Annotated in this window: 21 protein-coding genes; 14 read left to right on the top strand and 7 right to left on the bottom strand. The window is 65.0% G+C overall.

Features of this window, described 5'->3' with window-relative positions; all coding sequences use genetic code 11:
* The first annotated feature begins 26 nt into the window (after positions 1-26).
* A complete protein-coding gene (gene grxD / locus PMO31116_RS19630) occupies positions 27-341 on the top strand; it encodes a Grx4 family monothiol glutaredoxin (RefSeq protein ID WP_150568157.1) in 315 nt (104 codons plus the stop codon).
* A gap of 10 nt (positions 342-351) precedes the next feature.
* Positions 352-978 carry a UbiX family flavin prenyltransferase gene (locus PMO31116_RS19635; protein ID WP_150568158.1) on the top strand — a complete coding sequence of 209 codons (627 nt, stop codon included), beginning with the start codon at positions 352-354 and terminating at the stop codon, positions 976-978.
* A gap of 27 nt (positions 979-1,005) precedes the next feature.
* Here PMO31116_RS19635 and PMO31116_RS19640 read toward each other — a convergent pair whose 3' ends face one another.
* Entirely contained in the window at positions 1,006-1,527 is a 522-nt protein-coding gene (locus tag PMO31116_RS19640) for a VOC family protein (protein ID WP_150568159.1), read from the bottom strand.
* 219 nt (positions 1,528-1,746) lie between these two features.
* Here PMO31116_RS19640 and PMO31116_RS19645 point away from each other — a divergent pair, with 219 nt between their 5' ends.
* The 6 genes from PMO31116_RS19645 to PMO31116_RS19670 all read left to right on the top strand — a co-directional run bounded on the left by PMO31116_RS19645 (position 1,747) and on the right by PMO31116_RS19670 (position 8,554).
* Positions 1,747-2,040, top strand: a complete 294-nt coding sequence (locus PMO31116_RS19645) for a hypothetical protein (RefSeq protein ID WP_150568160.1) — start codon at positions 1,747-1,749, stop codon at positions 2,038-2,040.
* A gap of 258 nt (positions 2,041-2,298) precedes the next feature.
* Positions 2,299-2,619 carry a hypothetical protein gene (locus tag PMO31116_RS19650; RefSeq protein ID WP_150568161.1) on the top strand — a complete coding sequence of 107 codons (321 nt, stop codon included), beginning with the start codon at positions 2,299-2,301 and terminating at the stop codon, positions 2,617-2,619.
* A gap of 940 nt (positions 2,620-3,559) precedes the next feature.
* A complete protein-coding gene (locus tag PMO31116_RS19655; RefSeq protein ID WP_150568162.1) occupies positions 3,560-5,257 on the top strand; it encodes a methyl-accepting chemotaxis protein in 1,698 nt (565 codons plus the stop codon).
* 111 nt (positions 5,258-5,368) lie between these two features.
* Positions 5,369-6,211, top strand: coding sequence for a CheR family methyltransferase (locus PMO31116_RS19660; protein ID WP_150568163.1), 843 nt, complete (start codon positions 5,369-5,371; stop codon positions 6,209-6,211).
* The gene (locus PMO31116_RS19665; protein ID WP_150568164.1) at positions 6,195-6,722 is read left to right on the top strand and encodes a chemotaxis protein CheD; all 528 of its coding nucleotides are present in this window, start codon (positions 6,195-6,197) and stop codon (positions 6,720-6,722) included. Before PMO31116_RS19660 ends, PMO31116_RS19665 begins: the two co-directional genes overlap by 17 nt.
* Complete coding sequence (locus PMO31116_RS19670) at positions 6,719-8,554, top strand: chemotaxis protein CheW (protein ID WP_150568165.1); 1,836 nt, start codon at positions 6,719-6,721, stop codon at positions 8,552-8,554. Before PMO31116_RS19665 ends, PMO31116_RS19670 begins: the two co-directional genes overlap by 4 nt.
* 139 nt (positions 8,555-8,693) lie before the next feature.
* Here PMO31116_RS19670 and PMO31116_RS19675 read toward each other — a convergent pair whose 3' ends face one another.
* The 4 genes from PMO31116_RS19675 to PMO31116_RS19690 all read right to left on the bottom strand — a co-directional run bounded on the left by PMO31116_RS19675 (position 8,694) and on the right by PMO31116_RS19690 (position 13,005).
* Entirely contained in the window at positions 8,694-9,875 is a 1,182-nt protein-coding gene (locus PMO31116_RS19675; RefSeq protein WP_150568166.1) for a DUF3734 domain-containing protein, read from the bottom strand.
* A gap of 127 nt (positions 9,876-10,002) precedes the next feature.
* Complete coding sequence (locus PMO31116_RS19680; RefSeq protein WP_174234935.1) at positions 10,003-10,788, bottom strand: 3-hydroxybutyrate dehydrogenase; 786 nt, start codon at positions 10,786-10,788, stop codon at positions 10,003-10,005.
* A 181-nt stretch (positions 10,789-10,969) separates the two neighbouring features.
* Positions 10,970-12,637 (bottom strand): energy-dependent translational throttle protein EttA, encoded by a 1,668-nt coding sequence (gene ettA, locus PMO31116_RS19685; RefSeq protein WP_150568167.1) that lies wholly within the window; start codon positions 12,635-12,637, stop codon positions 10,970-10,972.
* Positions 12,638-12,702: 65 nt separating this feature from the next.
* Positions 12,703-13,005 (bottom strand): 2Fe-2S iron-sulfur cluster-binding protein, encoded by a 303-nt coding sequence (locus PMO31116_RS19690; protein ID WP_150568201.1) that lies wholly within the window; start codon positions 13,003-13,005, stop codon positions 12,703-12,705.
* A gap of 280 nt (positions 13,006-13,285) precedes the next feature.
* Between PMO31116_RS19690 and PMO31116_RS19695 the strand changes: the two genes are divergently transcribed.
* The 4 genes from PMO31116_RS19695 to PMO31116_RS24380 all read left to right on the top strand — a co-directional run bounded on the left by PMO31116_RS19695 (position 13,286) and on the right by PMO31116_RS24380 (position 15,599).
* Positions 13,286-13,669 (top strand): nucleotide pyrophosphohydrolase, encoded by a 384-nt coding sequence (locus PMO31116_RS19695; RefSeq protein ID WP_150568168.1) that lies wholly within the window; start codon positions 13,286-13,288, stop codon positions 13,667-13,669.
* Between the two features lie 185 nt (positions 13,670-13,854).
* Positions 13,855-14,967 (top strand): metallophosphoesterase, encoded by a 1,113-nt coding sequence (locus tag PMO31116_RS19700; RefSeq protein WP_150568202.1) that lies wholly within the window; start codon positions 13,855-13,857, stop codon positions 14,965-14,967.
* A gap of 154 nt (positions 14,968-15,121) precedes the next feature.
* A complete protein-coding gene (locus PMO31116_RS19705) occupies positions 15,122-15,406 on the top strand; it encodes an acylphosphatase (RefSeq protein ID WP_174971502.1) in 285 nt (94 codons plus the stop codon).
* Positions 15,407-15,410: 4 nt separating this feature from the next.
* Positions 15,411-15,599, top strand: coding sequence for a GNAT family N-acetyltransferase (locus PMO31116_RS24380; protein ID WP_343038633.1), 189 nt, complete (start codon positions 15,411-15,413; stop codon positions 15,597-15,599).
* Here PMO31116_RS24380 and infA read toward each other — a convergent pair.
* Complete coding sequence (infA, locus tag PMO31116_RS19710) at positions 15,596-15,817, bottom strand: translation initiation factor IF-1 (protein ID WP_010808709.1); 222 nt, start codon at positions 15,815-15,817, stop codon at positions 15,596-15,598. The two genes, PMO31116_RS24380 and infA, sit on opposite strands and share 4 nt — an antisense overlap.
* A gap of 622 nt (positions 15,818-16,439) precedes the next feature.
* Between infA and PMO31116_RS19715 the strand changes: the two genes are divergently transcribed.
* The gene (locus PMO31116_RS19715; protein WP_023593983.1) at positions 16,440-16,916 is read left to right on the top strand and encodes a CBS domain-containing protein; all 477 of its coding nucleotides are present in this window, start codon (positions 16,440-16,442) and stop codon (positions 16,914-16,916) included.
* A 199-nt stretch (positions 16,917-17,115) separates the two neighbouring features.
* Here the strand turns inward: PMO31116_RS19715 and PMO31116_RS19720 are convergent, their stop codons facing one another.
* Positions 17,116-18,588: an MFS transporter gene (locus PMO31116_RS19720; protein WP_150568170.1), complete on the bottom strand. Its 1,473-nt coding sequence runs from the start codon at positions 18,586-18,588 to the stop codon at positions 17,116-17,118.
* 519 nt (positions 18,589-19,107) lie between these two features.
* Here PMO31116_RS19720 and PMO31116_RS19725 point away from each other — a divergent pair.
* A complete protein-coding gene (locus PMO31116_RS19725; RefSeq protein ID WP_023872441.1) occupies positions 19,108-19,647 on the top strand; it encodes an outer membrane lipoprotein in 540 nt (179 codons plus the stop codon).
* Positions 19,648-19,780 lie beyond the last annotated feature (133 nt).

Raw genomic sequence — 19,780 nt, forward strand, 5'->3', positions numbered from 1 at the left:
TCCGGCATCCCAACGGGCTTTCCACCATGACCACCCAGCAACGCATTCAGCAAATCGTCACCGATCATCCCGTCGTGCTCTTCATGAAGGGCAATGCACAATTCCCGATGTGCGGCTTCTCGGGCCGCGCCATTCAGATCCTGAAGGCCTGTGGCGTCGACAACCTGTTCACGGTCGATGTGCTGCAAGACGAGGAAATCCGCCAGGGCGTAAAGGAATTCGCCAACTGGCCGACGATTCCCCAGCTCTACATCAAGGGTGAATTCATCGGTGGCTCGGACATCATGATGGAGATGTACCAGAGCGGCGAACTCAAGCAGGTGCTCGCCGACCTCGCGTAAGCGACCCTCGATGACGGTGTCGACAGGCGTCTCCCGCGCCGCGCACGGCGGCCATCCCGTGCGCCTGATCGTGGCGATCACGGGGGCGACGGGGGCCATCTACGGTGTGCGGTTGCTCCAGCGCCTGCGGGCGATGGGCGGGGTCGAGACGCACCTGCTGGTCTCGGGCGCCGGCTGGCTCACGCTGCGGCACGAACTCGGCATGGATCGCGCCGACGTGCAGGCGCTGGCCGATCAATACCACAGCGTGCGCGAGATCGGGGCGAACATCGCCAGCGGATCGTTCGCCACGGCCGGCATGGTGGTGGCGCCCTGCTCGATGAAGACGCTCGCCAGCGTGGCCCACGGCCTGTCGGACAACCTGATCGCGCGCGCGGCCGACGTCACGCTCAAGGAGCGCCGCCGCCTCGTGTTGATGGTGCGCGAAACCCCGTTCAATCTCGCGCACCTGCGCAACATGACGGCCGTCACGGAAATGGGCGGGATCGTCTATCCGCCGCTGCCGGCCTTCTACAACCGTCCCGAATCGATCGACGCCATGGTCGACGACACCGTCGATCGGATCATCGACCTGTTCGGCGTCGCCCCGCCCGTATCCACCAGTTGGGACGGTCTAGGCAAGGACGCCGAAGCCTGAGTCGCCCCCCCTGGCGCGGCCGGATCGTCACCGTACGCCGTCCAACCAGCGCTGAAGCGTATCGTGTGCGCCCTGCCACTGCCCGGCCGCCGACTCGGCCGTCTGCACGCATAGCTCCAGCATGATGTCGTTCGGATCGAGCAAATAGACGTGCTCGCCATCGCCATGCCGCTCAACGGCGAACGGCACGTCATGCGCCGCGAGACGCGACTTCCAGCGATCCAGCGCATCGCGCCCGCCCACGCGCAGCGCCACGTGGTGAATCTGCGTGGCCGGCGAGTCCGGATGCGCGACCGGCGCGAGGCCATCGCAACTGAAGAATGCCAGGGCTTGCCCCGGCGCGAGCTGGTAGCTCACGAGCAGGTACGGCTTGCCCCACAGACGACTCATGCCGGTCTGCGCGCCCGCGAGGCGAAAACCCATGACCTCGACGTAGAATTGGTGGGTTAGCGCGGCGTCGTAACTGGGATAGGCAACGTGATCGATCGCCACGGCCACGCAAGCCGTCGATTCGACGGCAGGACTCGGTTCCAGCTCGGCCTGGTTCATCACGATCCCCCGGCTGCGAATGGGCGCCCGGCGCCAGCGGGGCCGACGCGCGTCGCGACGGCGGCATTCGGGCAAACTGCGTTTGTAGTGTAGTCCCACCCCGCGCGCACCGGCAACCGGATGCCTGCGCGAGCCGCATGGACTATAGTGAAAACGCCACACTTTGCGCGCCAGGCCGCGTTCCCCCGTGGTGTGACATGTTGGTGACCGGAGTTTGTCATGGAGACCGCCCTCTCGCCCCTCGCCGTCTACGCCGTCGTAACGCTGGTATTCGTCATGCTTGTCCTCGTGGTGCCTGCGGGCGCCCGTTGGCGCCAGATCGCGTGGCCCGCCTCGGTGCCCCCGCTATCGCCACACCGGCCGGGCGATCTGCTCGGCACACCGCGCACCCCTTACTGGCGCTCGCCACACGATACGCAGGACCTGCGCCGACCGTCGTACTTCGCGACGACGGCGCGCCGCGGGCGACGCCCCGCGAATTTTCTCGCGCCGCGCGACCACGACCGGCGCTGACGTCGGCGCTCGGCGCACGCTCGATGGCGTCCCCGCCGACGCCCGGGGCAACCGATTCGTTGGCCGAATCGTTGAGGTGCCACGCCTCGCTCGCCGCTCTGGCGACGCAGGTCCGGCGCTTTCTTACGCCTTGTTACATCTGTAGTGCGACCGTAGCACCGGTGAGCACACGCGATCCGTAAAATCATGCGCATGGATCGCGCTTCGACAGGCATCACAGCGATGCCCGCCGACAGGCGCGGATGACAAGGAGATCAGATGCAAGGCAAATTTTGGATCATGACGGCAGCTGCCTCGGGAATGGCCGCGACGCTCATCTCGGGCAGTGCCTTCGCGCGCACCGACGTCTCGGTCAATATCGGCATTCCCGGCCCGGCGATCATCGCACCGGGTCCGGTCTACGCACCGCCGCCCGTCTATGCCGCACCGGCGCCGATGATGGTGGCCCCGCCCCCGCCGGTCTACTACGGCCCGCCGCCGCGTTACTGGCGTGGCCCGCCCCCGGGACATTGGCGTCACCACGGCGGCTGGGACCGTTACGGTTACGGACACGGACGCGGCTGGGATCATCGCCGCTGAGCCCGAGCCGAAAAAAAGCCCCGCAGGGTGCAAAACCCGCGGGGCTTTTTTCATAACTCGCGCGCCATTCATCAGCGGCCCGCATTTGTCGTCATTCAACGCCGGCGATTTCACTGCGCACTCGTATCCCCAATCAATAGCGATAACAGCACGGATGTCCGTAATATCCCCCGTAATAAGGGCGCGCGGGAACGACGACGCAACCGGCGAGCGTGGTGGCGAGCAAGGCGGCGACAAGCAGTTTCATGATCTGACTCCTGAGAGGACGCGAATCGGGAACGTGAATTCGTTCGCTTTCTTTATATCGCCGCCCCTGCGCGAAGCCCATCACGCGTCTGTAAGCCGTGTAAGCGAAGGTTGCCAAATGAGGCATGTGTCGCACTTTGTTACGTAACGTCGCGCGTCCGTGGCCGTAACGTGCGCGCTCGTATTGCCGGCGAGTCCAGCAACGACGAGGGTTGGCAACGTTCGCGCATCTGGCACGCAGCTTGCGTGGTCACCGACGTCGCCCTTTCAATTGCCCCGAAGCGGGCGACTTTGCGTATCCGCCTCCTCCCGTTGCAAACGCGGGAGGAGGACTTTTTCTCCTCGCTTCCGATTCCATGTCGAGGTGAATTCCGACATCGGGTCGCGACCAATTCCTGCACAATTCGCGTGCAGTATTCATTTCATTTGAGTGTTTGAAATGTATCGACGCTATAACAGCGTCGACTTCACGCGTGGTTCATTTATCTTTAAAGCCTTGATGCACGCGGCTTTCACGGTCTTATTGGCACTCAGGCGAAAGACAACATTCGGGTACGCACTGATCTCAAGTTGACTTTCGCGCTGTCGTAATCGCGTCTATAGAGGACTGCGCTTCGGGGGCCGGTGTGCGCAGATTTTCTTTCGTGACGGTCGCACGACACGCGCCGGGGCAAGCGTATCAAGGGGGATAGTCATGGAAATCGCCACGCCTGAATTCCAGATGGAGCAGCAGGAACTGCAGGCCGTCAGCGCGGCGCTCAATCGCGTACAGGCCGTCATCGAATTCGACCTGCAGGGCCACATCCTGCATGCCAACGAGAATTTTCTCCAGACCGTGGGCTACCGGCTCGACGAGATCCAGGGGCAGCATCACCGCATGTTCTGCGAGCCGGCCTACGCGGGATCGCCCGCCTATCAGGCGTTCTGGGCCAAGCTCGGCAACGGCGAGTTCGACAGCGGCGAGTACAAGCGCATCGGCAAGGGCGGGCGCGAGGTGTGGATTCGCGCCTCGTACAATCCGGTGCTCGATGCCAACGGCACGCCCTATAAGGTGATCAAGTTCGCGACCGACATTACCGACGAGCGAGGCCGTCAGGCGGAATTCGAGAGCAAGGTCAGGGCCATGGACCTCGCGCAGGCCGTGATCGAATTCAATCTCGACGGCACGGTCATCACGGCCAACGACAACTTTCTGAAAACGCTCGGCTACTCGCTCGAGGACATTCGCGGCCAGCACCATCGCATGTTCTGCGAATCGGATTACGCCGCCTCACCCGCATACCAGGAATTCTGGGCGAAGCTCAATCGCGGGGAGTTCGATGCGGGGCGCTACAAGCGGCTCGGGCGCGGCGCTCGCGAAGTCTGGATTCAGGCGACCTACAACCCAATCCTCGATGCGAACGGCCGCCCCTACAAGGTGGTGAAGTTCGCCACCGACATCACCCAGCAGGTCGAACTCGAAGCCAGTGTGAAGCGGCGCGCGGAAGAAGATCAGCGAAAGGTCGCACAGCTGCTCGACACGGTCAATCGTGCGGCCGCCGGCGACCTGACGGGCGAAATCGCCGTCGCGGGCGCCGACCCTATCGATCAGTTGGCCGAGGGCATCCGGCACATGATGGACGACCTGCGCGGCGTGATCGGCAAGGTCGTCAATTCGGCGGGCGAATTCTCCGGGGCGTCGCACGACATCGCCGAGCGCGCCAACACAGTGGCGACCGGGGCTCAGGCACTCGGCGCGACGGTCGAGGAGATGAATGCATCGATCGAGGAACTCACGGCGTCGATCAACTCGATCGCCGACAACACCAAGGGCGCCGATCAGCTCGCCAAGTCCACGCAGCAGGAAGCCGAGACCGGCGCGCGCGCCATCGCCCGCTCCGTCGAGGCGATGGCGCTGATCAACAAGTCCTCCGAGGACATCGGCGAGATCGTGAAGGTCATCGGCGAGATCGCCGGGCAGACCAATCTGCTCGCGTTCAATGCCGCCATCGAGGCGGCCCGCGCGGGCGAACACGGCCTGGGCTTCTCGGTGGTGGCCGACGAGGTCCGCAAGCTCGCTGAGCGCTCTTCGCAGGCGACCAAGGAGATTTCCAAGCTGATCAACGAGTCCACCAAGCGAGTGGCCCAGGGCAGCGAGGTGTCGCGCCAGGCGGGCGAAGCGTTCGAGAAGATCGTCGGTGGCGTGTCCCGCACCACGCAGGCGATCTCCGAGATTTCCTGCGCGGCCGACGAACAGCTCGTGGCCGCGCGCGAAGTCAGCCTCGCGATTCAGCACGTCGCCGAGGAAACGGAGAAGTCCGCCGCCGCCTGCGAGACCATCGCGCAAGCGACGACAGGCCTCAATCAGGGCGCGCAGGAGCTGGACCGGACGGTGTCGCGGTTCAAGGTGTAAGCGTCAAGCGCCATTCGGCCGCCAAACGGTATACGCCGTGCCGCGACCTGCATCACCACGGCGCGGGCTTGCGAAGCGCGCCGGATCTCACGTCCACCCAGAGGGCCCGATATGGAAATCGAAGCCGACGCCGATCCCGGTACGCAGCAGGCGCTTTTGCGCGCCGTGCACCGGCACACCGGCATCTCGATGAACGAGAAGAAGTGGACGATGTTGCAGGGCCGGCTGCGCCCCCGCCTGCGCATGCTCTCGCTGCGCTGCTATCGAGACTATCTCGCGCTGCTGGAAAACACACCCGACGAAGTGCGCAATTTCGTGAATCTGGTCACGACCAACGAGACCACGTTCTTTCGCACGCCGCGCGTCTGGGACTATGTCGCCCAGCACTTCCTGCCGCGCTGGCAGGCGGCACACCCGGGACGGACCTTGCGCATGTGGTCGGCCGCCGCGTCGTCCGGCGAAGAAGCTTATTCGGCGGCCATGCTCTGCGAGGAATTCCGTGCGCGTCACCCCGGCTTTCAGTACCAGATCCATGCGACCGACATTTCCAGTCAGGTCCTGGCCGTGGCCACGGCGGGCACCTACGGCGGGCGCAGCATCGATGCGCTGCGCCAACAGCGTCCGGCGATGCTCGCGAAGTACTTCCGCCCGGTCGAGGGCGGGTTCGCGATCGCGCCCGAATTGCGCTCGCACGTCACGTTCGCCGAACACAATCTGTATCAACGGCTGACGTATCGCGAACCGTTCGATCTCGTGATGCTGCGCAACGTGCTGATCTATTTCGAGACGAGCGATCAGGAGCGCGTTCTCGAGAACGTGCGACGAACCATTGCCCCTGAAGGCGTGCTGGTCGTCGGAGAGTCGGAGTCGCTCGCGCGGTTGTCGACCGGCTATCAGTTCGAACAACCGCTCATTTACCGGAATCAGGGGGCGCCGAATGGGGTCGTCGCATGATATTCAGGTGTTGATGGGCGAGGTGCGTATCGGGCGTGGCGAAGATGTGCTGCGCGCCATCCTTGGCTCGTGTGTCGGCATCGGTCTGCTATGGCGCGCGCGAGGCCTGTACGGTCTGGCGCACTGCCTCCTGCCGGAAGCACCGACGCCCACGCTCGCGATCGGCGCCAAGTACGTCACGCAAGCCGTCCCGTCGTTGCTTGCGCTGATGAAGGCCGACGGCGCGCGCCGCAGCGAGATCGAAGCCGTGATCGCCGGGGGCGGCAACATGATGCCTCACCAGCCGCCCGCCAGGCACGGCCTGATCGGCGTGGCCAACGCCAGGATGGCACAGACGCTGATCGCCGCAACGGGCATCCCCATCATTCATGTCGAAGTCGGTGGCGAAGTGGGGCGGCAACTGACGATCGATTGCGCGCATCATGCCTTTCACGTGCGCGCGATCGGCTCGAACGGCAGCGCGGCGGTGCCCCGACGCCCGGCGCTCCGACTCGTGGAAGGCGAACCATGAACGCACGCACACCGGGATTTCCGTTTCTGTCTCGCGACGCCGTGACCGGCCCGTCGGTTCTGCCCTCGACCGTGCCGCCCGCCGTCTCGCTTTACGAAGGCTATGGCGCTTACCGCGGTGCGCCTCGCCCAGGCATCGCCGCCGAGGCACCGGTGACGCCCGCCGCGCCGCACATGAGCATCGACTCGGCCGCCTCCATCGCTCCCACCGCGCCCCCCATCGAAACGCCGGCATCGCGCAAGGCAACATCCGACGACGTCGAAGTCTTCGGCTCGTTCCATTTGGGCGATGTGGAATTCGCGCTCCCGATCGCCGCTCTACAGGAGGTGGTGAACTACCCCGAGCGTGTCACCCCGGTACCGCTCTCGCCATCGTTCCTGCTCGGGCTTTTCAATTTGCGCGGTACGCTGATTCCCATCGTCGATCTCAAGCCGTTGCTGGACATGGCCCCTTGCGCGCCCGGCGCCGAACCGCAGGCGCACGCAGCGCATGCGTCGCATGAGCTACAGCCGTTGCCCGCAGTGCGGGCCGTGCACGGCAAGATCGCGATCGTCGACGTCGACGGCGTGCGCGTGGGCCTGTTGTTCGACGCGACGAGCGAGATCCTGCGTGTGCGCGCCTCACAGCGCACCGGTTTCGAGTACGCGCCGTCGCACACGGCACCTCAGGTCGTCGCCGGTGCGATCAAGCTCGACGGCGGCGACCGCATCCTGCAGATTCTCTCGCCAGGTGCGCTCGTGCACATCCGCAACATGCCGCAGCTGCTCGCCCGCCAGGCGCTCTCGGCGCCTCAGCGTCGGCTGCAACGTCAGCGGCTGCAATGCGTGTCCTTCACGGTCGAGCACTCGCGCCTCGCCCTGCCGATGAGCGCCATTCGCGAGATCATCCGCATCCCGGAGCTGCAAAACTCCGCGCTGGCGAGCGTGTTCTGCGTGGGCATGCTCAATCTGCGCGGCACCGTCGTTCCGGTCGTCGACTTTGCCCACTTCCTCGGGTTGCAGGCCAGCCGCCCGGACGCCCGGAACGTAGGCACGCCGTCCGACCCGCGTCGCATTCTGATCGTCAAGCAGGAGGACGTGCATTTCGGCCTGCTCGTGGATGCGGTGGACAGCATCGTCACATACTACGCCGACGAACTGCTCGCGATGCCCTCGTTCAGCGCCTCGCACGCCCAGCTCTTTTCGGGCTGCATCGCCCGCGAGTCGGCCGACGACATCGTGCTGCTCAACGCCGACGAACTGTTCACGCATGCGCAGGTGATCGAGCTCACGCGCGGCCATCGCGAGCTGTACCGTGAAGCGCAAGGCGCGCAGTGCGCCCGGCCAGGCGACGGGGCATGGCGGACTGCGAAGTCGTCGCGCGGCTCGCGGCACGCCTATGTGTCGTTTCGACTCCAGCACATGCTTGCGGTGCGCCTCGACCAGTTGCGCGAGATCATCCACGACTCGCCCGATGTCATGCCCGCGCCCGGCGCGCCGTCGTTCGTGCGCGGCATGCTCAACCTGCGCCGCGAACTCATCACCATCGTTGACCTGCGCGCGCTCTACGGCATGCCGCCGCACGACGACGCGCACACGCGCAAGATCCTCGTCATCGAACATGGCCACGACAAGTTCGGGCTGCTCGTCGACGCCATCGAGAACATCGTCACACTCGATGAAGCCGACAAGTTGCCCGTCCCTGCCTTGCTGCTCGGGCGCGCGACGAACGAGATGCGCAACGACATGCGCGAAGCCGTGGAGCTGCCCGCCGCCGACGGCTCGGCGCGCACGGCCATGCTCCTCGACCTGCAACCGCTGAAGCTGCGACTGGAGGCTGCGTTGGCGCAGTGAGGAGACGGTTCATTGAAGTGCCGGCGATTCGCGAGCGCCGGTCGCAGGGCCCTGCGGCGTGTCGGGGGGCACGCCGCAGGGGTGGTATGTCGGGGAATCGAATGAGGGCGGCCGATGGCCGAAACGTGACGCGGCCGCGTCAGACCACTTCGTGGCGATGGATGTCGTGCGTGACGAAGCCGGTCGACTCGCCGGGCATGGCCAGCCACTCCGGATGCGAGAGCGTGCGGCGCACATCGTCGAGCCCGCTCGCCCAGTGGTCGAGCATGGTGGCCAGGCCGAACTGATAGTCCTTGTAGTGCCCCTCGTACTCCTTGTTGCGATAAATGAGCTGCACCACGTTGTAACGCTTGCTGCACGCGATCTCCTCGGCCGCGTGGCACCACGGATCGCTTGCCCGTACCTCGGCAGGCACGCGCTCGAGCACCTCGCGCAGCACACGCCGAAAATGTTGCGCACGCTGCAGATTGTCGGTCACCAGACGCGTCCTGCTCGAGAACTGGATGTCCTTCTGCCGGTCCGCCACATCGTTCAGATTGTCGGGGAGCGGTCCCCGGGCGCTCCACAAATCGACCTGGAACGCGAGCGTATCGCAACGCGGCGACGTGCCGAGCACTTCGGACAGCGGCGTGTTCGAGACCAGACCGCCGTCCCAGAAATACTGACCGTCGATCTCCACCGCCGGGAAGCCGGGCGGCAGCGCGCCGGACGCCATGAAGTGCTCCGGCCGCAGCACTTCCCGCGTGTTGTCGAAATAGACGAAGTTGCCCGTATGGACGTTGACGGCGCCCACCGACACGCGAATCTCTCGCGAATTGATCCGGTCGAAGTCGACGAAACGCTCCAGGGTGCTGCGTAGCGCGGACGTATCGTAGTAACTCGCATGGGCCGGGTCGCCCATGGCGGTGGGCAGCGGTTGCGGCCAACGCGGCGTGAAGAATCCCTTCTGGCCTTCGATCAGCGCACGCCACGCCTGCCAGGCGCTGTAGGCGATGCGCCCGGACTCGGGGCCATTGAGGATGGCGGCCTCGAGCGGCGCGGGCAGCGGCGGGAACACCCCCGGCTCGCAAATCGTTCGCCAGAAGGCTTCGAGCTGCGCCACGCGCCGCTCGGGCGCATTGCCCGCAATGACCGCGGTATTGAGTGCGCCAATGGAAATGCCCGCGATCCAGTTCGGTGCGATGCCCGCTTCGGACAGCCCCGCGTACACCCCCGCCTGATATGCCCCGAGCGCGCCGCCGCCCTGCAGCACGAGCGCAACTGTCTCGTACGGCGGCAGATCGATGGCGCGGTTGGGGACTTTCGGCGGATTGGCCGTCATGTTCGTTCTCCTGAAGCCCGGCAATGCCCGGCAAATGCCCGACGATGCCGGCGGTGCGGACGAGGTGCCGGTCGGGGACCGGCCGGGTGCCTACCACGCGCCGGCGCGTGGTAGGCGCGCGACGCGCTTACTGCATGAACCAGCCGTGGCTTACCACGAACGACTGGCCGGTAAATGCGGCCGTCGGGAACGTGCTGAGAAAGAGCGCGGTTTGTGCGACGTCGTCCACCGTGGTGAACACGCCGTCGACGGTGCCGCCGAGCATGACCTTCTTGACGACCTCGTCTTCCGAGATGCCCAGTTCCTTGGCCTGCTCGGGAATCTGCTTGTCGACGAGCGGGGTGCGCACGAAGCCCGGACAGATGACGTGCGAGCGCACATTGTGCTTCGCCCCTTCCTTGGCCAGCACGCGCGCCAGGCCGAGCAGGGCGTGCTTGGCCGCCACGTAGGCGGACTTCAGCGGCGACGCCTCGTGCGAGTGCACCGAACCCATGTAGATGACGATGCCGCCCCGGTCGTCCTTGTACATGTGCTTGAGCGCCGCCTTGGTGGTGAGAAACGCACCATCGACGTGGATGGCCTGCATTTTCTTCCAGTCGGAGAACGCATAGTTCTCGATGGGGTTGACGATCTGGATGCCGGCGTTCGAAATCAGGATGTCGACCGAACCGAAGGTGTCCGCCACCTTGTCGATGCCACTGTTCACGGCGTCTTCGTTCGTCACGTCCATCGCCACGCCCATCGCGCGTCCGCCTGCGGCCTTGATCTCTTCGGCCACGGCGTCGGCGCCCTGCTGGTTCAGATCGGCGATCGCCACTGCCGCACCGGCACGCGCGAGCGTGAGGGCGATTTCCTTGCCGATGCCGCTCGCGGCACCGGTGACCACGGCGACCTTTCCATTCAACTGATTCACTGGCTGGCTCATTTGCACACTCCTGATTCGTCAAGATGGCGGGTCATGCGATGCGATTGTGGCCTGCATCGGCACGGCTCGTCGAACACGGGTTTCGGCGCCGGCGTATTCCCTGCATCCGCCTGGACGTTACCGGGCGCCGCTGAAACAGAAAAGGCGCCTTGCGGCGCCTTTTCCTGCATTACCGCGCGATCGGCTTGTAGCGGATACGCTTCGGCTTTGCCGCCTCCTCGCCGAGGCGCTTCTTCTTGTCGGCCTCGTACTCCTGGTAGTTGCCCGGGAAGAACTCGACATGCGAGTCGCCTTCGAAGGCCAGAATGTGCGTGGCGATACGATCGAGGAACCAGCGATCGTGCGAGATGACCATCACGCAGCCGGCGAACTCGAGCAGCGCATCCTCGAGTGCCCGCAGGGTTTCGACGTCCAGATCGTTCGACGGTTCATCGAGCAGCAGCACATTGCCGCCGGAGATCAGCGTCTTGGCCATATGCAGACGGCCGCGCTCGCCGCCCGAGAGCGAGCCGACCTGCTTCTGCTGGTCCGAGCCCTTGAAGTTGAAGCGGCCGATGTACGCGCGCGAAGGCGTTTCGTACTTGCCTACCGTCAGCACGTCCGCACCGCCCGATATCTCTTCGAACACCGTCTTGGTGCCATCGAGCGCATCGCGGCTCTGGTCGACGTAGGCCATCTTCACGGTCGGGCCAACCTTGATCTCACCGCTGTCCGGCTGTTCGCGGCCCGTGAGCATTTTGAAGAACGTCGACTTCCCGGCGCCGTTCGGGCCGATGATCCCGACGATGGCGCCCGGCGGCACCGTGAAGCTCAGGTCGTCGATCAGCAAACGGTCGCCGAAAGCCTTCGACACATTCTTGAATTCGATGACTTCGTTGCCCAGGCGCTCCCCCACCGGAATGAAGATTTCCTGGGTTTCGTTGCGCTTCTGGTATTCCTGGCTGTTCAGCTCGTCGAAACGGGCAAGACGCGCCTTCGACTTCGCCTGGCGGCCCTTCGGGTTCTGGCGCACCCACTCGAGTTCCTTCTTGAGCGCCTTCTGACGGGCCGACTCGCTCGCCTCTTCCTGCTTCAGGCGCTGCTCCTTCTGATCGAGCCACGAGCTATAGTTGCCCTTCCAGGGAATGCCGTGACCGCGGTCGAGTTCGAGAATCCACTCGGCGGCGTTGTCGAGGAAGTAACGATCGTGGGTCACGGCCACCACGGTGCCCGGGAAGCGCGTGAGGAACTGTTCGAGCCAATCGACGGATTCGGCGTCGAGGTGGTTGGTCGGCTCGTCGAGCAGCAGCATGTCCGGCTTCGAGAGCAGCAAGCGCGCCAGCGCGACACGACGCTTCTCGCCCCCGGAGAGCACGCCGATCTTGGCGTCCCAAGCCGGCAGGCGCAGCGCGTCGGCGGCCACTTCCAGCGTTTGTTCGATGTTGTTGCCGTCGCTCGCGGCGAGGATCGCTTCGTACTTGGCCTGTTCGGCGGCCAGGGCGTCGAAGTCGGCGTCAGGTTCGGCGTAGGCCGCATAGATTTCATCGAGCTTCGCGCGCGCCTGCATCACTTCGCCCATGCCGCCTTCCACGGCCTCGCGCACCGTCTGCTCCGGATCGAGCTGCGGCTCCTGCGGCAGGTAACCGATATTCAGGTTCGCCATCGGAATCGCCTCGCCCTCGATCTCCTTGTCGACGCCGGCCATGATCTTGAGCAGCGTCGATTTGCCCGAACCGTTCAGGCCCAGCACGCCAATCTTGGCGCCGGGGAAAAACGACAGGGAGATGTCCTTGAGGATGTGACGCTTGGGCGGCACGATCTTGCCCACGCGGTTCATGCTGAATACGTACTGTGCCATTCGGCTTTCCTGATCCTGAAACAGTGACGAAGCTCTGGCGCGAGCCTCGGATAGCGGCAAGTTTATCAAAGCGCGACACGTGCGGCATCGAACGCGTCAATGACGAGCTCGCCCCGCGCGTAGGCGCAGCATGGCAGCAACCAGCCTTGCGCTTTTTCTTCGCGCGACAGACCCGGCCACTCGATGCGGTACGCCACCGGCGCGGGTGCACCGCCCGTGCGCGCCTGACAGAGGCAGGCACGGCACGTGCCATTGCGGCACAGGCTCGGCAGCTTGATCCCCGCAGCGAGCGCCGCGAGCAGGATCGGCGTGTCGGCCGGGGCGTCGAACTGCCAGCCCGAGGGCACGAGCGTCACGGGGTACGACATCGAGGCGTCGGGCGATCCGGTCGCCGTAAGGTCGGCGGGGGTGGGAGGTTTGCGGTTCAAGAGACGCGGCTCGCGGAGGGTCGGGGACGGCTGGGAAGCATCGATTCGGTGCACGGCGCATCCTGCGCCAACGCGCTACCATAACTCGTTCCCGCGCCATTTTGTCGCGCCTGCGCATCCTAATCCGTCGCCGCCCCCGCCCACGGTCCCGCCAGCGCCCTGGTTCGCCGTTCAGGGAGCGACCGCACCGGCCGCGGACGACCTCCGAATATTGCACCCCATGTCCGCTACCCCGAAATCCACCACGTCAGGCTCCGCCCCATCCGGCAATGCACCGGAGCGCCTGATCGACACCGCCGGGCTGGAAGCCGCGCTGCACGCGTTCGCCGACGCGCGCGACTGGCATCGGTATCACACGCCCAAGAACCTTGCGATGGCGTTGTCCGTCGAAGTGGCGGAACTCGTCGAGATATTTCAATGGCAAACCGAGTCCGAGGCCAGCGCCGTCATGCGATCCGGCGAGGCCCGCCACGTCGAACAGGAACTGGCGGATATCGCCATGTATCTCGTGCGGCTGTCGTCCGTGCTCGGCGTGGACCTGAATCGTGCGATCGCCGAAAAGCTCGTCATGAACGCACGGAAGTACCCCGCGCCCCAGGCATGATCCCGCCCGCGGCACTTGCGATCGGGCAAAGCGCCCGCATAACTCCCTCGTCACCCGGAATTCGACCAGACAACGCCATGTCGCAAACGTCCCAAGCTTCGCAGGCCTCACCGGCGTCATCCGATGCGGCGCATCTGCACGGCAAGCCAACGAAACGCACGCTCCCCGCGCGCCCGCGCTGGCTGATGCTGGCGATCATCGCACTGTTGCATGCCTACATCGGCTGGCGCCTGCTCCCGCCGCTGCCCGTCGCCGTGGCATGGAAGGTCCTCGGCGGGCTGTGGCTCCTGGCCTCGACCGTCCTGATTCCACTCGGCCTGATGAGCCGCGCGATTCAGAAGGAGCCACTCGCCACGCTGCTGACCTGGACCGGCATGACGGCCATCGGCGTCTTCTCGACACTCTTCGTACTCACGCTGCTGCGCGACGTCGTGCTCGGCGCGGCCATGCTGTTCTCGGCGCACGATCCGCAACTCGTGGTGCGCTCGGCGGTGATCGTGCTGGCGCTGACGGCCGTGGCCACGATTCTGGGTTTCTACAATGCCCGACGCCTCGCGCGCGTGGTCCACATCGATGTGCCGATTGCCAACCTGCCCCCGGAGCTCAAGGGCTTCACCATCGTGCAACTGAGCGACATCCACGTCAGCTCGACGATCCGCCGCAGTTACATCGAGGCGATCGTCGAGGCGTCGAATGCGCTCGAGCCCGATCTCGTGGCCATCACCGGCGATCTGGTCGACGGCGGTGTGCCGGCTCTGCGCGAGCACATCGCGCCGCTGGCACGGCTGACGTCGCGTCACGGCACCTACGTCTGCACCGGCAATCACGAGTATTACTCCGGCGCGCCTGCCTGGGTCGAGGAGCTGCGCCGCATCGGCCTTACGGTGCTGGAGAACGAACATGTCGTGCTCGATCACGAAGGGGCATGGCTGACCGTGGCCGGCGTGACCGACTTCACCGCCCATCATTTCGATCCGGAAAAGCGCAGCGATCCGCTGGCCGCCGTCGCCGGCGCGCCGGAAGACGCACCACGCGTGCTGCTCGCGCATCAGCCGCGCAGTGCGCCGGCCGCGCACGAGGCCGGCTTCGATCTGCAACTCTCGGGGCACACGCACGGCGGACAGTTCTGGCCGTGGATGTATTTCGTCCCATTGCAGCAGCCATATGTGCACGGCCTTCATCGGCTCGGCCGTCTGGCGATCTACGTGAGCCGGGGGACAGGGTATTGGGGGCCACCCAAGCGTTTCGGTGCGCCGTCGGAGATCACGCGTCTGCGGCTGGTGCCGAAAGTCGGGTGAAGCGGGCTCCGGCGCGCGAACCGGCGGCGTCGCTCGGCGGGGGCCGGCCACGCCGGATGTCGTGCGATGGCGCTACAATCGCCTTTCCCTGCCGCCCAGCCGGCGCCGCCCCATGCCATTCCGTATCCGTGCCCCTGTTGCCATGAAGTCACTTTTGTCCAGCTCCCCGCTCGAAACTGTTGCCGTGCGTTTGCGCGGCAAGATCACGGGCGTCGGCTACCGTCAGGCAGCGGTGCGCGAAGGGCATCTGATCGGGGTACGCGGCTGGGTTCAGGCCTTGCCCGAGGGCGACATCCTGGCCGTGGTGCAAGGCACGCCCGATCAGGTCGACAAGATGCTCGAATGGATGCGGCACGGGCCGCCCGGAGCGCGTGTGACAGACTTCGAGAGCGAGGTCGAGTACACCAATCGCCGTTTCGACCGGTTCGAACAACTCTGAGGATATGCGGGGCTTGGGTGTCGGGCGCGCGCTGATGGCGGCCGCTCACGCTGGGTTCCACGAGCGTGGATGTTTGAAATTCGAAGTGACGGGCAGCGACCACCGGGTCGCCGCGCATCGCTTCAATGCGCGGCACGGCTATGCCCTCGACGGGCAACGGCTTGCGCGCAAAAGCCAGACTTCTCCGACTTAATTCTTGTGACGGTAGTTGATGCGGCCCTTGCTCAGGTCGTAGGGCGACATTTCCAGCGTCACGCGGTCACCCGCCAGGATGCGGATGCGGTTCTTCTGCATGCGGCCGCTCGCATATGCCATCACTTCCACGCCATTCTCGAGCGTGACGCGAAAGCGATTGTCCGGCAGTACGTCCGAGACGTGTCCGCTGAATTCGATCAGTTCTTCCTTGGCCAATATCGTATCCTCTTGAGGGTGCCGCTCGCGATGGCGCAGCACCGGTGTTACTGAAGGTTCGTTCGCCAATACCTTCGCCGCACCCACAAAACGCCGGGGTGTACATCGAACGCCAAAAGGAGCCTACCCGGCGGACCGGCCATGACAGGATGGCGGTGCGCCGAAACGCGGCGATGGTTCGAAGGAGCAAGGCACATTGCGGCAGTGCCGCAATGACGAGCAGTGCGTGTCGGGAGGGCGAAGACCTTGGGGTCTGCGTCATCGGCACAGCGAGTGATTCGGCTCGCAGGACATGGCTGTCAGCGGCGCCGATAAAGCATTTCGCGATCGTCAGGCGATGATCGGCGAATTTTCGCCGATCCCGTTAGGATACGCCTTTCTGCGTCGCCCGTGGAAAAAAAATGGTCCGCCGAGTCATTTTGAAGGCTTTTGCTGCACGAATGTGGCGCAATGCACCAATTCACGCGGCGCGGGTGCCACAACGGGCCCTGCGCGAGGGTTTCCGCTCCGTCCGTCCCGCGACGGGGGACGTCGTCTCGAGACGCCTGGGGACAACGCGGGCATGACGCGCGGCGAGCCCTCATCTATGCTGTAAGTACCCGTAGCCCGCAGGAGGATGACCATGAAAACAGTCGCTCAGATCCTGAAGTCCAAATCGGTCGACACGGTGTACAAAGTGCGCCCGACCGACTCGGTACTCGATGCGTTGACCCTGATGGCCGAAGCTCGCATCGGCGCGGTGCTGGTGAGCGAGGACGACCGCTCGGTCGTCGGCATCTTCACCGAGCGCGATTACGCCCGAAAGGTCGCGCTCATGGGCCGGACCTCGGTCAACACGCCGGTGCGCGACGTCATGACCTCGGCCGTGCGCTACGTCACGCCCGAGCAATCGAACGAGGACTGCATGTCCCTGATGACGGAGCATCGCATTCGTCACCTGCCTGTCATGAAGGACGGCGAGCTGGTCGGCCTGCTGTCCATCGGCGACCTGGTCAAGGACATCATGTCGGAGCAGCAGTTCGTCATCGACCAACTGGAGAACTACATCATGGGCGGCGGCGCCGCCCTGGCGGGCGGGTCGCCCTCGCGGCCGAGCTGACGCCGGAAAACCCGGAAAGCCCGGACCGGCTCGCAAACCGATCGGCGGCGCAATCAGGGGGCACGGCGCTTCACACGAAGCGCCGTTTTTTCCGGCGCGAGCGCGCAAATCGCCGACGGACGGGCCACTGCCCGGCCCACAACGAAAAACGGCCGCCATGACGGCGGCCGTGTCATTCTGCCGGTGACCCCGCAGAACGTCAGAAGTCCTCGGCGTCGACGTCGTAATTCGATGGCTCCCACCGGATCGCCAGCAAGGCCAGCAGGCCGATCGCGGGCGCGGCGGCGATCACCCAGAACACCTTCGTCGAGAGCGCGGCGGCCAGCACCGGAAACAGGAACAGCGAAACCGTCGAGCTGGCGCGCATGAGCGTCTGGTTGAAGCCGACGCCCACGCCACGCAACGACGTCGGATAGCTCAGCGACGCGAACGTCATCGAATGCGCGCCGGGACCGAAGCCCTGCCCCAGCAGGAACAGCGCAAGGAAGCCGAGCGCCCAGGCCACCTGGACACCCCCCGCGGGCTTGCCCACCAGCGCGAGGCCGACGAGCGCCGTCAGTTGAAACGCGTAGCCGACCACCGTGAGTTTCCAGGCTCCCACCTTCGGCACCAGGCGCACGCCCAGCAGGCCGCCGGTGAACGCGAACAGCAGATTGAGCGCGAGCGACATCAGGATCGTCGTGAGCATCGATTGCGCAAGGAAGCTGGCGATGATCACCGGCAGCCCGAACGCCACTGCGTTATAGGCGAACGACGATGCCACGGCGATGATCGTCGCAAGCGTGGTACGACGCAGATACACCCCCTTGAGCAGGGCACCGTAGTTGCTCCACGACGCGGGGCGCTTCGGCGCGGCGCGCTCGGCATCCGGTGCCACCACGGCGTCGATGCCATACGAGCGCTTCAGAATTTTCGCCGCGCCTTCGAGATCGCCCTGGTTTGCCGCCCATACCGGCGACTCACTCATATAGCGGCTGCGCACGGCGATGATCGCCAGCGCCGGAATTGCCCCGAAGCCCAGGATGATGCGCCACAGCAACGCACTGTGCGACGACGGCAGCGCCGAGTAGCACAGCAGCACCAGCAGGTACGACGCGCAGATCGCCGCGTACCACGTCGGGCACCACATCGCGACCCTCGCGGCCTTGTTCCCCCGCCCCTTGAGCTTGGAAAACTCGGCGAGGAATGCCATGGCCACCGGCAAATCGATGCCGACGCCCAGTCCCATCACGAAACGCGCGCCGGCGAGCACGTACGCGTTGGGGGCGAGGGCGCAGGCGATGGCGGCGATGACGAAGCAAAGCATGTCGGCCATGAACACCCGATAGCGGCCGATTCGGTCGGTCAGGAATCCGCCGAGGAACGCCCCGACGATCGCACCGAACGTGATCGCGGACGCCACCATCCCCGTACCCGCCGGGGTGAGATTGAATTCGCGCGTCACGTCCTTCAGGCCAAAGGCGAGCGCGCCGAGGTCATAGGCATCGAGGAACACACCGCCCAGGGCGATGGCCACGATCCATCGGGCATTGGACACGCGGGCGCCGCCCTCGTTGACGAGTCGGGCAACGTCGGCCGCCGAGCGGATGACGGCGGAGCCGGCGGACGCGGCCGATGCCGCGGAGCCCGCGTACGCAGACGCGGCAGGAGACAGGGAAACGTCGACGGACATGAAACGGAATGGAAAGATGCGTCAGTAGGAGCGACGCAGCCCCGAGGCCAGCCGTCGCCAAAGGTCGCGATGTTACCGCTTGGTACTGCGTCATCCAAGTGATTTCTGGTTATATGCTTAGATGATTCCCGCGCACGCACCGCAATATTCGGAAAATTTCTTGCGCAACACTCGATGCTTTTTGAGAATTCTAGTGGATTCCACTTTGGGATTAAGCATTTACAGAGCATGACCCCACGTCTTGCCTGATGGGAATATCATCGGGGAGCCCTTTGCAGGGGAACCGTGGCGGCCTCGCGCGCACCAACGCCTTTCGACGCGATGCCGAGTCTGACATCGGCGCCGGCGGCGTGCGCCACGCTGCGTCATTACAAACGCTTACCTTTTCTTACAGCATAAAGATCGGCGGAACCCTACATTCCGCGTCGTGGTCGCAACAGATGTGCCACATTGTGCGCAACGTCACGCTCGATCTGCGGTGACGCCGCATTTACCTCATGCTCACGAGGACGATCCAAAATGAACATCAAAGCACTTACGGGAATCAGCGCGGCCCTGGCCGCCGTCATGCTCGCCGGTTGCGTGGCTCCGGGCCAGCAATATGGCGGCTACCAGCAGCCGGGATACCAACAGGGATACCAGCAACCGGGATACCAGCAGGGCTATCAGCCGGGTTACCAGCAAGGCTATCAACAGGGATACCAGCAACCCCAGCAGCAGGGAGCGCTCTACGGGACGGTCCAATCGATCGAACAACTGAACGGCGCCAATAACAGCCCGAACATTCTCGGTACGGTCCTCGGCGGTGCCGCGGGCGGGCTGCTCGGCAACACGATGGGCGGCGGACGCGGACGCACCGCGACCACCATTGCCGGCGCGGTCATCGGCGGCATCGCGGGCAACCGCATCGAGAACAGCATGGGTGAGCCGAACGTGCTCTATCGCATCACGGTGCGTCTGGACGACGGCCGCGTCGCCACGGTCACGCAGGCGCCGCCGCTGCGCGTGCAGCAGGGCCAGCGCTGTGCCGTGGCGAACGACACGGTGTATCCGTACTGAGCATCGCGCCGTCGACGCACGGCGAAACAAATCGAAACGCCCGCCGGTTTCCCTCCGGGGGGCGTTTTGTTTTTCGGGTCCCCTCACCGCACGCCTCCCCTGCTTGTCGTTGCCTGTCGGGATGGCTCGACCC

The organism is Pandoraea morbifera (assembly GCF_902459575.1).
Classification (GTDB): domain Bacteria; phylum Pseudomonadota; class Gammaproteobacteria; order Burkholderiales; family Burkholderiaceae; genus Pandoraea; species Pandoraea morbifera.

Coding starts and splice junctions, on each gene's coding strand:
- grxD (WP_150568157.1), top strand. CDS start 27: ATGACCACCCAGCAACGCATTCAGCAAATCGTCACCGATCATCCCGTC.
- PMO31116_RS19635 (WP_150568158.1), top strand. CDS start 352: ATGACGGTGTCGACAGGCGTCTCCCGCGCCGCGCACGGCGGCCATCCC.
- PMO31116_RS19640 (WP_150568159.1), bottom strand. CDS start 1,527: ATGAACCAGGCCGAGCTGGAACCGAGTCCTGCCGTCGAATCGACGGCT.
- PMO31116_RS19645 (WP_150568160.1), top strand. CDS start 1,747: ATGGAGACCGCCCTCTCGCCCCTCGCCGTCTACGCCGTCGTAACGCTG.
- PMO31116_RS19650 (WP_150568161.1), top strand. CDS start 2,299: ATGCAAGGCAAATTTTGGATCATGACGGCAGCTGCCTCGGGAATGGCC.
- PMO31116_RS19655 (WP_150568162.1), top strand. CDS start 3,560: ATGGAAATCGCCACGCCTGAATTCCAGATGGAGCAGCAGGAACTGCAG.
- PMO31116_RS19660 (WP_150568163.1), top strand. CDS start 5,369: ATGGAAATCGAAGCCGACGCCGATCCCGGTACGCAGCAGGCGCTTTTG.
- PMO31116_RS19665 (WP_150568164.1), top strand. CDS start 6,195: ATGGGGTCGTCGCATGATATTCAGGTGTTGATGGGCGAGGTGCGTATC.
- PMO31116_RS19670 (WP_150568165.1), top strand. CDS start 6,719: ATGAACGCACGCACACCGGGATTTCCGTTTCTGTCTCGCGACGCCGTG.
- PMO31116_RS19675 (WP_150568166.1), bottom strand. CDS start 9,875: ATGACGGCCAATCCGCCGAAAGTCCCCAACCGCGCCATCGATCTGCCG.
- ettA (WP_150568167.1), bottom strand. CDS start 12,637: ATGGCACAGTACGTATTCAGCATGAACCGCGTGGGCAAGATCGTGCCG.
- PMO31116_RS19690 (WP_150568201.1), bottom strand. CDS start 13,005: ATGTCGTACCCCGTGACGCTCGTGCCCTCGGGCTGGCAGTTCGACGCC.
- PMO31116_RS19695 (WP_150568168.1), top strand. CDS start 13,286: ATGTCCGCTACCCCGAAATCCACCACGTCAGGCTCCGCCCCATCCGGC.
- PMO31116_RS19700 (WP_150568202.1), top strand. CDS start 13,855: ATGCTGGCGATCATCGCACTGTTGCATGCCTACATCGGCTGGCGCCTG.
- PMO31116_RS24380 (WP_343038633.1), top strand. CDS start 15,411: ATGCGGGGCTTGGGTGTCGGGCGCGCGCTGATGGCGGCCGCTCACGCT.
- PMO31116_RS19715 (WP_023593983.1), top strand. CDS start 16,440: ATGAAAACAGTCGCTCAGATCCTGAAGTCCAAATCGGTCGACACGGTG.
- PMO31116_RS19720 (WP_150568170.1), bottom strand. CDS start 18,588: ATGTCCGTCGACGTTTCCCTGTCTCCTGCCGCGTCTGCGTACGCGGGC.
- PMO31116_RS19725 (WP_023872441.1), top strand. CDS start 19,108: ATGAACATCAAAGCACTTACGGGAATCAGCGCGGCCCTGGCCGCCGTC.